Here is a 14,793-nt window from a genome sequence, read left to right as displayed (position 1 = left end):
CACTCTTGGCTAACAATTGAACAATGAAGGTTCTGCTCAATTCATACCGGGCAGTTGAACCTTGGGCTTCACGTCGTTCTGCACAACGGATGCCAATGGTGCGACCACTCCCTGGCTCTTGAGCAACTCGCCCATGGTCGCCTTGATTCGGTACTGAGTAAATAACTGAATGTTTTTGATCTCCGCCAGGCGACGAGAAGCCGAGAACAGCTCATTTTCGCTGTCGAGCAGGTCGAGCAAGGTGCGCTCGCCGAGACCGAACTGCTTCTGATAGGCCGTGCGCACGCGGGTGCTGTGATCGACATATTGCTGGGCGATCGGCACTTGCGCATTGGCGTTGTTCAAGGCGTTCCAGGCCAGACCCAGATCTTGGTTCAACTCACGCAAGGCGTTGTTGCGAATATCCAGTGCCTGGTTGGACAGGTAGGACTTGGCTTCCAGATCAGCCTTGTTGCTGCCGCCGGCATACAGATTGAAGCGCATGCGCAGCATGGCCTGCCAGTCATTGCTGTGACCGTTCTGACCGTCGAGATCATTGTCGGCAGTGCGACCCAATTCGGCATCGAAGCGTGGGTAGAAGCTCGACTTGGCGGCGTCGTACTGTTTCTCTGCAGCGGCAATGTCAGACTCGGCGGAACGCAGGATCGGGCTGTTTTCCAGCATCTGCGCCCGGGCTTCATTGAGGTTGGCCGGCAACAGCGCCATGAAATCGGCAGGACGCTCCAGCTGATCGGGCATCTGGCCGACGGCGCTGAGGAAGTTGGTCTCGGCGTCAGCCAGGTTGGTCTGCTCGGTGATCAGGTTGTTGCGGGCCTGGGCCATACGCGCTTCGGCCTGATCGAGGTCGGCACCGCTGCCCACGCCGCGCTGGGTGCGCAGTTTGATCTGGTCGAAAATCCGTTCGTGGCTCTTCAGGTTGTCGGTCGCCAGGCGCACGAACTCACGGCGGGTCAGTACATCGAGATACACCTGAGCGACGGTGAGCGCGGTGCGTTCGGACGTGCCCAGCAAAGAATAAGCGCGGGAGTTAACGGTGGCTTGTTGACGCCCCACTTCACTCGACGTCGCAAAACCGTCAAACACCATCTGCGACAACCGCACACTCGACTCGCTGCGATTCAGGTTTTCCCAGTGATTGTTGTTGCCGGCAGCACGTGTGGTGACGTTGTCAGTGCCTTCGCGACCATAACCACCCAGCAGATCGACCCGTGGGAGGTATCCACCTTTTGCAGCCTTCAACTGATAATCCGCGGCCAATCGACTGTTAACGCCTGCCTGGATTTCCGGATGGACATCCAGTGCCTGTTGCATGGCCTCCGGAAGGGTCTGCGCCTGAACAAAACTGGCGGCAAGGACGAAAGGTAAAGCCTTGAACAGGTGCAAACGCATTTTTCGAATTTCCCGGAATTGCTTGTCTTGAATCACTGCAGAACGTGCCGCTGCATCGGATGATGACAATCGGAATGACCGTGTGTCGGAAAGTTGAATTTTGGAACTGGTTCACACTCTGCGGAGCGGGTCGGCGCCGAAATATCAATGTGACATTACGGGGGCGAGTGTTTAGGATGGCAGGCACAAGGTCAATAGTTTGGCATAAAGTTTATAACGAAAAGATATAGCCAATTTGTTGACGAATAACCGCGTCAAAGTTGTGCCTCTAATATCTTGAAAGAACATCCAGACTGATCGCGATCAATCGCTTTCAGGTCCATGGACGTCTACTGAATGTGACACCCGGAGAGTCTTCAATGAGCAGTGTTGTGGCCATCGTCAAAAGCATTGTCGGTCAGGTTTTCGCTGTGTCCCCAGAGGGCGTGCGGCGCGTACTCGTTGAAGGCGATCGGTTGTTTGTCGGCGATCAGGTAGACACCGGTGCGGCTGGCGCCGTTACGCTCGAACTGGCTGACGGCCGGACCCTGGACCTGGGCCGCGACACTCAATGGAGCGGCAGCGACCCGGATTCCAGCACCGACCTTGCACAAGCCACTGCACAAGCCGCGCCATCGGTTGAAGAGCTCCAGCAAGCCATCGTCGCAGGTGCCGACCCGACCACCGATCTTGAAGCCACCGCGGCCGGCCCAACGGCTGCCGGCACGGGCGGCGCGGCAGGTGGCGGCCACAGCTTCGTGATGCTGGATGCAACCGCTGGCCGGGTTGATCCGACCATTGGTTTCCCGACTGCGGGCATCGGCACTGCCGCTTTGGCTGCACAGAACACCATCGGCGGCCAGACTGCGGATACCAGCGCCAACGTGCAGCGCGAGTCGACCCTGACCTTGAGCGCCACGCCGACCATCACCGAGGCCGGTGGCGTGCTGGTTTACACCGCGACGCTGAGCCAGGCCCCGCTGACGGACCTGATTATCACGTTATCCAACGGCTCGGTGATCGTGATTCAGGCTGGCCAATTGACCGGTACCGTCAACGTCCCACTCGCGCCGAACGACACTGCCTATAACGACCCGACCCAGATCGACGTGACCGTCACCGGCACCACGGGTGGCAGCGGCATCATCGTCACCCCGCCGACGACCCCGGCCGTGACCCAGGTCACTGACACCGTTGATACCACCACAGTCACCTTGACCGCCGGCGCCAACGTTACCGAAGGCGGCCAGATCACTTACACCGCGACCTTGACCAACCCGGCCCAGACCCCGGTCACCATCACGCTGTCCAACGGCTCGATTATCACCATTGACGCCGGTAACACGACCGGCAGCGTGAACGTGCCGACACCGGCCAACGATGTCTATAACAACGGCAGCACGGTCACCACCACCATTACCGGTGCCACCGGCGGCAACTTTGAAAACCTGGCGCCAAACCCGGCCTCGGCCGTAACCACCATTACCGACTCGCCGGACACCACCACCGTCACGCTGACGGCGGGTTCGACGGTCACCGAAGGCGGCCAGATCACTTACACCGCCACCCTGACCAACCCGGCTCAAACGCCGGTCACTGTCACCCTGTCCAACGGCTCGACCATCACCATCGAAGCCGGTAAAACCACCGGCACCGTGAACGTCGACACCCCGGCCAATGACGTTTATCAGAACGGCAGCACCGTTAGCACCACGATCACTGGCGCCACCGGCGGCAATTTCGAGAATCTGGTGCCGAGCACCACGCCGGCGGTCACCACCATTACCGACTCGGCCGACAACACCGATCTAAGCCTCACCGCCACTGGCACCGTCGTCGAAGGCGGCCAGATCACCTACACCGCGACACTGACTAACCCGGCCGGCACGCCGATGACTGTGACCTTGAGCAATGGCTCGGTCATCACCATCGAAGCGGGCAAGACCACCGGCAGTGTGACCGTCGACACCGCAGCCAATGACGTCTACAACAATGGCAGCACCGTCAGCACCACCATCACCGGAACCACCGGCGGCAATTTCGAACAGCTGACCCCGAGCACCGAGCCGGCGCTGACCACGATCACCGATTCGAAAGACAACACCGGCCTGAGCCTCACCGCCACTGGCACCGTCGTCGAAGGCGGCCAGATCACCTACACCGCGACACTGGCCAACCCGGCCGGCACGCCGATGACTGTGACCTTGAGCAATGGCTCGGTCATCACCATCGAAGCGGGCAAGACCACCGGCAGTGTGACCGTCGACACCGCAGCCAATGACGCCTACAACAATGGCAGCACCGTCAGCACCACCATCACCGGAACCACCGGCGGTAATTTCGAGCAGTTGACCCCGAGCACCGAACCGGCGCTGACCACCATTACCGACTCCAAGGATGAGACCGGCCTGAGCCTGTCGGCGTCCGCCGAAGTGGCCGAGGGCGGTCAGATTGTATACACCGCGACCCTGACCAACCCGGCCGGCACGCCAGTCACCGTGACACTTTCGAACGGTGCGGTCATCACCATTGCTGCCAACGCTACCAGCGGTTCCGTCACCGTCGCGGCGCCGAAAGACGACGTCTACAAAGACGCGGGCAAAGTCGAAGCGACCATCAAGGACGCCAGCGGCGGCAACTTCGAGAACCTGGTCACCAGCACTGCCCCGGCATTGACCGACGTGACTGACACCATCAATACGTCGACAGTCAGTCTGACGGCCAACGGCACTGTGGCCGAAGGCGGCACCGTGGTTTACACCGCGTCCGTCACCGCACCAGTGAGCGGTTCGCCGGTCGTCGTGACCTTGTCCAACGGCCAAACCATCTCCATTCCGGTCGGCGCCAGCAGCGCCAGTGTGAACTTCACCGCGCCGAACGATGCCCTCGCCGGCGGCGGCTCTCTGAGCGTCAAAATCGACGACGCCAAGGGCGGCAATTACGAGAAGCTGGAAGTCGACGGCAAGTCGGCGGATACCTCGGTTTCTGATAAGGCTGACACCACGACGATCAGCCTCAGCGCGACAGAGTCGGTCGCCGAAGGTGGTTCGATTGTTTACACCGCGAACCTGACCCACGCTGCCGGCACGCCAGTGACCGTAACATTGAGCAACGGCGCAGTGATTACCATCGCCGCCAACGCTACCAGCGGCTCCGTCTCCGTCGAGGCGCCGAAAGACGACGTCTATAAAGATGCCGGCAAAGTCGAAGTCACCATCAAGGACGCCACCGGCGGCAACTTTGAAAACCTGGTCAAAGACCCGGCTGCGGCCGTCACCACCGTCACCGACACCCTCGACACCTCGGCGGTCACCCTGACCGCCACCAGCAGCGTGGTCGAAGGCGGCACCTTGGTTTACACCGCCTCTGTCGCCGCACCGGTCACCGGTTCGCCTGTCATCGTGACGCTGGCCAACGGTCAGACCATCACCATTGGCATTGGCAAAAGCAGCGGCACGGTCAATGCCGTGGTCTCCAACGATGTTCTCAGCGGCCACGCGCCGTTGACCAACTCGATCGCCAAAGTCAGCGGCGGCAACTACGAAAACCTGGTCGCCGATAAAACCCCGGTCAGCACCAGCGTGACCGATACCGTCGACACCACCACCCTGTCGCTGAGCGCCACTGGCAACGTCAAAGAAGGTGGCCAGATCACCTACACCGCCACCCTGACCCATGCGGCCGGCACCCCAGTGACCGTGACGTTGAGCAACGGCGCGACCATCACCATCGATGCCGGTAAAACCACCGGCACCGTGAAAGTCGACGCGCCGAAAGACGACGTCTACAAGGACGCCGGCAAACTGGAAGTCACCATCAAGGACGCCGCTGGCGGCAACTTTGAAAACCTGGTCACCAGCCCGACCCCGGCCGTGACCAGCGTCGCCGACACAATCAACACGACGCACCTGACGCTCAGCGCTGAAAAGTCGGTACTCGAAGGCTCGCACATCACCTACACCGCGACCCTCACCAACGCCGCGCAAACGCCAGTGACCGTCAAGCTGAGCAACGGCGAGACCCTCACCATCGGAGCCGGCAAAACCAGCGGCTCGGTCACCATCGCGGCGCCAAGCGATGACGTCTATAAAGACGCCGGCAAGCTCACCGTGACGATGACTGATGCCAGCGGCGGCAACTTTGAAAAACTGAACGTCAGCACGACACCGGTCAGCACCACCGTCAAAGACACAGTCGACACCACGTCCCTGTCCCTGTCGGCCAGCCATACCGTCAGCGAAGGCGGCCAGATCACCTACACCGCCACCCTGAACAACCCGACAGACACGGCCATGACCGTGAAGTTGAGCAATGGCGCAGTGATCAACATCGCCGCCGGCGCCACCACCGGTTCGGTCAACTTCGCCGCACCGGCGAACAGCCCGTACATCGACGGTGGCAAAGTTCAGGCTACGATCGCCAGCCAGAGCGGCGGCAACTTCGAAAAAGTCGTCGTCGATCATGCGCCGGCGGTCACCCCAGTCACCGATTCTGCCGACACAACCGGCCTGAGCCTGAGCGCCACGGGCTCGGTCGCCGAGGGTGGTTCGATCGTCTACACCGCGACCCTGACCAATGCCGCCGGCACAGCGATGACCGTGACGTTGAACAACGGTGCGGTGATCCACATTGCCAAGGGCGCCACCACCGGTTCGGTGAACTTCGCCGCACCCAAGGATGACGTCTACAAAGACGCTGGCAAAGTTGAAGCCAGCATCACCAAGACCACCGGCGGTAACTTCGAAAACCTGGTCACCAACCCGGCAGCTGCGATCACGGAAGTGACTGACACCATCAACACCTCGACGGTGAGTCTGACGGCCAACGGCACGGTGGCCGAGGGCGGCACCGTGGTTTACACCGCTTCGGTCAATGCGCCAGTGACCGGCTCGCCGGTTGTGGTGACCTTGTCCAACGGCCAGACGGTCACCATTCCGGTCGGATCGAGCAGCGCCAGCGTGAACTTCACCGCGCCGAACGATGCACTGGCTGGCGGCGGTTCGCTGAGCGTAAAAATCGACTTCACCACCGGTGGCAACTACGAAAACCTGGTGGCGAATCAAACCCCGGCAGTCACATCGGTGACCGACGTTAAAGACACCACTACTGTTAGCTTGACCGCTACCGGTTCCGTGGCTGAAGGCGGTTCGATTGTCTACTCCGCGACGCTGACTCACGCTGCCGGCACACCGGTCACCGTGAACCTGTCGAACGGCGTAGTGATCACCATTGCGGCGGGCGCGACTGTCGGCTCCGTGACCGTCAAGGCACCTGCCGATGACGTCTACAAAGATGCCGGCAAAGTCGAAGCGACCATCAAGAGCGCCAGCGGCGGCAACTTTGAGAACCTGGTCACCAGCCCGGCAGCGGCGGTCACGGAGGTGACTGACACGATCAATACGTCGACAGTCAGTCTGACGGCCAACGGCACTGTGGCCGAAGGCGGCACCGTGGTTTACACCGCGTCCGTCACCGCCCCAGTGACCGGTTCGCCCGTCGTCGTGACCTTGTCCAACGGCCAGACCATCACCATTCCGATCGGCGCCAGCAGCGCCAGCGTGAACTTCATTGCGCCGAACGACGCCTTGGCTGGCGGCGGTTCCCTGAGCGTCAAAATCAACGACGCCAAGGGTGGCAATTACGAGAAGCTGGACGTCGATGGCAAGTCGGCGAACACCTCAATAACTGACACCGCAGACACCACCACCGTTAGCCTGACCGGCACAGGTTCCGTGGCGGAAGGCGGCCACATCACCTACACCGCGACACTGACCAACGCAGCCGGCACTCCGGTCACTGTGACGCTGAGCAATGGCGCCGTCATCACCATCGAAGCGGGCAAAACCTCTGGGTTTGTGACCGTCGACGCACCGAAAGACGACGTCTACAAAGACGCGGGCAAAGTCGAAGCCACCATCAAGGATGCCAGCGGCGGTAACTTCGAAAACCTGGTGACCAGCCCGGCAGCGGCAGTCACCGCAGTGACTGACACGATCAATACGTCGACGGTCAGCCTGACCGCAACGCCCGCCACTGCCGAAGGCGGCAACGTGGTGTACACCGCTTCTGTGACCTCGACGGTCACCGGCAAGGACGTGGTCGTCACCCTGGCCAACGGTGAAAAAATCACCATCCCGGTCGGTGAAAGCACGGCCTCGATCACCGTTAAAGCCCCGAATGACGCATTGGTTGGCCACGAACCGCTGACCAACGCCATCAAGGGTGTGACCGGCGGCAACTACGAAAACCTGGTCGCCGACAAGACCCCGACCTCCACCGCCATCAGCGACACCCTAGACACCACCAAAGTGACCATGACCGCCAGCGGTCAGGTGCTTGAAGGCGGCAACATCACCTACACCGCCAACCTGACGAATTCGGCCGGCACCGACATGACAGTCAAGTTGAGCAACGGCGAAAGCATCGTGATCAAGGCCGGCGACAAGTCGGGCTCCATTACCGTTCCTGCACCGGCCGATGACGTCTACAAGGACGGTAGCAAAATCACCGTCGGCATCGACAGCACCAGCGGCGGCAACTTCGAAAAGCTCGACGTCAGCAAAACCACTCACACCACCACCGTCAAAGACACCGTCGACACCACCACGCTGAAGCTCAGTGCAGACGTGAGCACCGTCGGCGAAGGTGGTCAGATTACCTACACCGCGACCCTGAACCACCCAGCCGACACGGCGATGACCGTAACCCTGAACAACGGCCTGGTGATCAACATCAAGGCTGGCGAGTCCAGCGGTTCGGCACCGTACACCGTGCCGAATAACGTCTATACCGGCGCAGCGGACGTCAGTACCGCGATCAAGGAAACCACCGGCGGCAACTTCGAAAAACTGGACACCGATCGCTCGGCCGTCGTCACCAAAGTCACCGATACCGCCGACACCACCAGCCTGACCTTGAGCGCTACCGGCTCGGTTCAGGAAGGTGGGCAGATCGTCTACACCGCGACGCTGTCCCATGCCGCCGGCAGCGACATGACCGTGAAGCTGAGCAACGGCGCGACCATCACCATCCTCAAGGATGCAGTGTCCGGCCATGTCAGCGTGGCCGCACCGAAAGACGACGTCTACAAAGACGCCGGCAAAGTCGAAGCGACCATCAAGGACGCCAGCGGCGGCAACTTCGAAAACCTGGTCCCGAGCACTGTCCCGGCAGTGACCGATGTGACTGACACGATCAATACGTCGACAGTCAGCCTGACGGCCAACGGCACTGTGGCCGAGGGCGGCACCGTGGTTTACACCGCATCCGTCACCGCGCCAGTGACCGGCTCGCCGGTCGTTGTGACCTTGTCCAACGGCCAGACCATCACCATTCCGGTTGGCGCGAGCTCCGGCAGCGTGAACTTTGTTGCGCCAAACGACGCCTTGGCTGGCGGTGGTTCACTGAGCGTCAAGATTAATGATGCGAAAGGTGGCAACTTCGAAAAACTGGAAGTCGACGGCAAGTCGGCGAATACCTCGGTTACGGACACGTCCGACACCACGACTGTTAGCCTCAGCGCGACTGAGTCAGTCGCTGAAGGCGGTTCGATTGTTTACACCGTGAACTTGACTCACGCTGCCGGCACGCCTGTGACCGTCACCTTGAGCAACGGCGCGGTAATTACCATCGACGCCGGCAAAACCACCGGCACCGCGACCGTCGATGCGCCGAAGGACGATGCCTACATCGACGCCGGCAAGGTCAGCGCCACGATCACTACGGCGACCGGTGGCAACTTCGAGAACCTGGTACCGAGTACGGCTCCGGCAGTGACCGAGGTCACTGACACCATCGACACGTCGACCGTGACCTTGAAAGCCACCGAGTCGGCCGTTGAAGGCGGCAACGTCACCTACACCGCGACCGTCGGCACGCCGGTAACCGGTTCGCCAGTGACTGTGTCTCTGGTCAACGGCCAAACGATCACCATCGAAGTCGGCAAAACCACGGGCACCGTAACGGCCATCGCACCTAACGACGCCTTGACCGGTCACACTCCGCTGACCAACTCGATCACCAACGTCAGTGGCGGCAACTACGAAAACCTGGTCGCCGACAAAACACCGGTCAGCACTACTGTGATTGACACCACCGACACCACGACTGTTAGCCTCAGCGCCACTGAGTCGGTTGCTGAAGGTGGTTCGATCGTTTACACAGCCACCCTGACCAACGCTGCCGGTACTCCGGTCACCGTGACGTTGAGCAACGGCGAGGTGATCACTATCGCCGCCAACGCTACCAGCGGTTCCGTCACCGTCAAGGCACCTGCCGATGACGTCTACAAAGACGCCGGCAAAGTCGAAGCGACCATCACGGACGCCAGCGGCGGCAACTTCGAAAGCCTGGTCACCAACCCAGCAGCGGCCGTCACGGAAGTGACTGACACGATCAATACCTCGACAGTCAGTCTGACCGCCGACGGCACTGTGGCCGAAGGCGGCACCGTGGTTTACACCGCGTCCGTCACCGCGCCAGTGACTGACTCACCGGTTGTGGTGACCTTGTCCAACGGCCAGACCATCACCATTCCGGTCGGCGCGAGCTCCGGCAGCGTGAACTTTGTTGCGCCGAACGATGCCTTGGCTGGGGGCGGTTCCTTGAGCGTCAAAATCAACGACGCCAAGGGCGGCAACTACGAGAAGCTGGAAGTCGACGGTAAGCCTGCGAATACTTCGGTTACGGACACGGCTGACACCACGACTATCAGCCTCAGTGCGACTGAATCGGTTGCTGAAGGTGGTTCGATTGTTTACACCGCGAACCTGACCCACGCTGCCGGCACGCCAGTGACCGTGACTCTTTCGAACGGCGAGGTGATCACCATCGCCGCCAACGCTACCAGCGGTTCCGTCACCGTCAAGGCACCTGCCGATGACGTCTACAAAGACGCCGGCACCGTGCAGGCGACGATCACCAAAGCCACCGGCGGTACCTTCGAGAACCTGGTCACCAGCAGCACGCCTGCGGTCACCAACGTCACTGACACCATCGACACTTCGACCGTCAAACTCACGGCCACCGGCACCGCAACTGAAGGTGGCACCGTCACCTACACCGCGACGGTCGGCCAGCCAGTGACTGGCTCGCCGGTCACCGTGACTTTGGCCAATGGTCAAAACATCACCATTGATATCGGTAAAACCACCGGCACCGTCACCACCATCGCACCGAACGATGTACTCAATGGTCACACTCCGCTGACCAACTCGATCACCAACGTCAGCGGCGGCAACTACGAAAACCTCGTAGCCGACAAAGCCCCGGTCAGCACTACCGTGACCGACACCGTCGACACTACCAATCTGTCGCTGAGTGCAACCAACTCGGTCGCCGAAGGTGGTTCGATCGTTTACACCGCCACCCTGACCAACGCTGCCGGCACTCCGGTGACCGTGACGTTGAGCAACGGCGAGGTGATCACCATCGCCGCCAACGCTACCAGCGGTTCCGTCACCGTCAAGGCACCTGCCGATAACGTCTACAAAGACGCAGGTAAAGTCGAAGCAACCATTTCCACTGCCACCGGCGGCAACTTTGAGAACCTGGTGCCAAGCACGGCTCCAGCGGTGACCAACGTCACCGACACCTTCGACAAGACCGAAGTCAGCATCACCGGCAGCACCTCGGTAACCGAAGGCCAGACCGCCAGTTACACCGTCAGCCTGACAAACCCGGCGCAGACCGAAGTCACCCTGAAAATCGTCTACAGCGGCACCGCCGCCGACGGTTCGGACTTCACCGGCGTGTACACCGTGAAAATTCCGGCGGGCGGTAGCACTGCGAACTTCAACGTCGCGACCCTGGACGACAGGATCACCGAAGGCACTGAAAACTTCGTGGTCAAGATCGACTCGGCCACCGGTGGCAACTTCGAGAACCTGGCGATCAGCGCTTCCAACGGCAGCGTCAGCACCTCGATCATCGACAACGACGCGCCGCCGGTGCTCGACCTGGATGCCAACAACTCCAGCGGTGCCGCCGGTGCCAACTACAACGTGACTTTCACCGAAGGCACCACCGGCCAAGGCGTATCGATCGGCGACACCGACCTGAAAATCACTGACCCGGACAGCACTCTGCTGACCGGCGCGACGATTGTGCTGACCAACCGTCAGGATGGCGATGCGCTAAACCTGGGCAACAGCGTCAACGGCATCACCATCAATGCCAACAGCACGAATGGCACGGTCACGCTGACCCTGTCCGGCAACGCGACACTTGCCGACTACATGCAGCAGATCAAGAACATCAGCTTCACCAACAGTAGTGAAAACCCGAGCAGCGTGCCGCGGATCATCACCGTGACGGTGACCGATGGCAGCAACTACTCCAACACCGCGACCACTACCGTCAACGTAGTTGGCGTGAACGATGCACCGACCGCCGCACCGGTTAACGTCACCGGGACCGAAGACACCCCGCTGATCCTTGGCTGGTCGACCTTCGGCGTCAGTGATGTCGACAGCGCCGCCGCCAACCTGGGGGTGAAAATCACTCAACTGCCGGGCGAAGGCAAATTGCAGTTCCTGGCCACTGACGGCAAGACCTGGACCGATGTAGCGAACAACCAGACGTTCACCAAGGCTGATATCGACGCTGGCAAGTTGCGCTTCCTGCCGGATGCCAACGAGTCCGGCAGCAACGGCTACAACGCCGGCCTGGGTAACAAACTGGCGGACTACGCACAGATCCAATTCCAGCCAACCGACGGCTCGCTGCTGGGCAACACCGGCACGATCAAAATCGACATCACGCCAGTGGCCGACGCGCCTTCCCTGAGCGTTGCGGACAACAGCGTCAAATCCACCGGGCTGATCAAAGAAGTCTGGACCGGCCTGTCGGGCCTCGGCACCGATGGCAGCGGCGCGTCTTCGGGCACGCTGAAAAGCGTCATCGACGGCGCGGGTAAACCGAACTCCAGTGGCACGGTGGCCAACGTGCAGTCCGACGGCAGCGTCGCGGCTGGCACGGCGTCGAAAACCTCCGGCCTGATCTACCTCGAAGCGGGCAAGACTTACACCTTCAGCGGCACCGGCGATGACAGCCTGTTGGTGACCATCGGCGGCAAGAACGTCGCGGCCATCACGTGGGGCGCGGGCGGCAAGCTGAACGGTTCGTTTATCCCGACCACCAGCGGCTACTACACGCTGGACATTTACCACCACAACCAGAACGGCCCAGGCAGCTATGACGTCAACCTGTCGGTCAACGGCAGTGCCGCGGTCGACCTGAGCAGCGCCGGCGTGCCGCTGTACACCGGCGTGGCGGACCTTGCCGCTTCCGGCGTGACGGTGTCCGATTTGCACGGCACCAGCGGCGAAGGCTACTACGAAGGCTACAAACTCAATGAAGCCGCGGAAGGCACCAGCGTTCACCTGTCTACCATCAAGACGGCCCTGACCGATATCGACGGCTCCGAAAGCCTGAGCGTGAAAATCAGCGGCATTCCGGCAGGTTCGGTGCTCACCGATGGTGCAGGGCACACTTTCACCGCCAGCGCGACGTCCGGCGAAGCCAACGTCACGGGCTGGAACCTCGGCTCCCTGACCGTCACTCCGCCGCCGTACTACAACGGCCAGTTCAACCTGACCGTAACATCGACCTCCACCGAATCGCTCGGCGGTTCGGCGCAAAGCACCGCGACAATCCCGGTCACGGTTTACCCGGCGGTCTACAACGCCGCCACCGCCACGGCGGCTGACGACACCATCAGCGGCACTGACGGCAACGACATCATGGTCGCCGACATCGGCGGGCTGACCGTGGTGCCGGGCACCAACTACAACATTGCGTTCATGGTCGACAGCTCGGGCAGTATGAGCCCGTCGTCGGTCAGCTCAGCCAAGGACTCGCTGACTTCGGTATTCAACACCCTCAAGCAGAGCATGGGCGGCAACTCGGGGACGGTGAACATCTTCTTGGCGGACTTCGATAACCAGGTCAATAAGTCGGTGTCGGTCAACCTGAACGATCCGAATGCCCTGATCCTGCTCAAAGCGGTACTGGATTCGATGGCTTCCGGTGGCGGTACCAACTACGAAGACGTGTTCAAAACCACGGCCAACTGGTTCCAGAGCGCCGATGCGGTCGCCAACAAGGGCGCGACGAACCTCACGTACTTCATCACCGACGGCAAACCGACCTACTACCAGAGCGCTGAGTCGACCAACCCGAATCTGTATGGCAGCGTCAAACTCGACAGCGTCATTACTACCAGCAATTACCAGTTGGGCAAGGCGATTAGCCTGTACCCGGACAACAACCACCAGATCGATATCACCGCTTCGGGCTACGTCACGGTCGGGACCAAGTCCGGTGGTAGCTGGTCGTATAAAGATTTCGGCACACTGCACGCCCAAGGCGATGGTACGTATGAGTTCTCGTCCCGCGATGGCAACGGCAGCACCACCAGCGGGGACGCCATCGACAACTCCACCGACAGCTTCGCGCTGCTGAGCAAGGTGTCGACGGTAGAAGCCATCGGCATAAACAAGGACGTCACCCTTGCCGATCTGAAGCCGTACGACTCGGATAAAACACCGCAAACCAACATCGACCCGAAAGACCTGGCCAACTCGATCATCGGTCACACCGAAGCGACGATGCCAGGCGCGGACACGGTCAATGGCGGCGATGGCAACGACATCCTGTTCGGCGACCTGATGAGCTTCAACGGCGTCGCCGGCGAGGGTTATCAGGCCATGCAGGCGTTTGTCGCCCAGCAAACCGGCGTAGATGTCAGCAAAGTCACCACCAGCAACGTGCATCAGTTCATCACCGAGCACTACTCCGTGTTCGATGTGTCCGGGGCGCATGACGGTAATGACTCGCTGCTGGGCGGTGCCGGCAATGACATTCTCTTCGGCCAGGGTGGCAACGACCTCCTCGACGCCGGCAAGGGCAATGACATCTTGCTCGGTGGCTCGGGTAAGGACTCGCTGATGGGCGGTCAGGGCAACGATATTCTGATCGGCGGTTCGGGCGCCGACACCTTCGTCTGGAAAGCTGGCGACACCGGCAGCGACGTGATCAAGGACTTCAAGGCCAGTGAAGGTGACCGTATCGACTTGCGCGATCTGCTGCAAGGCGAAACCGGCAGCACCATCGACAACTTCCTGAAGATCACCACCGTGGACGGCGTGTCGTCCCTGCAAGTCAGCTCCGCCGGCAAGTTTAACGGCGCCGACGCCGCAGCGGCAGCACCGGATGTGACGATCAAACTGGAAGGCAACAACTGGTCCACCGCCAACATTAACTCGTTGATTGCCGGCAGTGACCCAACCATCAAAATCGATCACAACAACAGCTGATCCCACGAAAAACGGCCGCCCTTATGGGGCGGCCGTCACGTTTGTGCCTTTCTCCACGGTGACGATTTCGTCGCCGCACCGCATACTCGCGCCCAGTTGACCTATGCTG

At 60.8% G+C, this 14,793-nt stretch carries 2 protein-coding genes; one reads left to right on the top strand and one right to left on the bottom strand.

Features of this window, described 5'->3' with window-relative positions; genetic code table 11:
• Positions 1 to 36: 36 nt before the first annotated feature.
• Complete coding sequence (locus ACYZTX_RS02230; protein WP_462032767.1) at positions 37 to 1,389, bottom strand: TolC family outer membrane protein; 1,353 nt, start codon at positions 1,387 to 1,389, stop codon at positions 37 to 39.
• Positions 1,390 to 1,748: 359 nt separating this feature from the next.
• Here ACYZTX_RS02230 and ACYZTX_RS02225 point away from each other — a divergent pair, with 359 nt between their 5' ends.
• Positions 1,749 to 14,684 (top strand): retention module-containing protein, encoded by a 12,936-nt coding sequence (locus ACYZTX_RS02225; protein ID WP_462032766.1) that lies wholly within the window; start codon positions 1,749 to 1,751, stop codon positions 14,682 to 14,684.
• Positions 14,685 to 14,793: the final 109 nt, after the last annotated feature.

Source organism: Pseudomonas sp. MDT1-17 (assembly GCF_054898105.1).
Note: the sequence above shows the minus strand (reverse complement) of the source record. Positions and strands in the feature narration are given on the sequence as shown.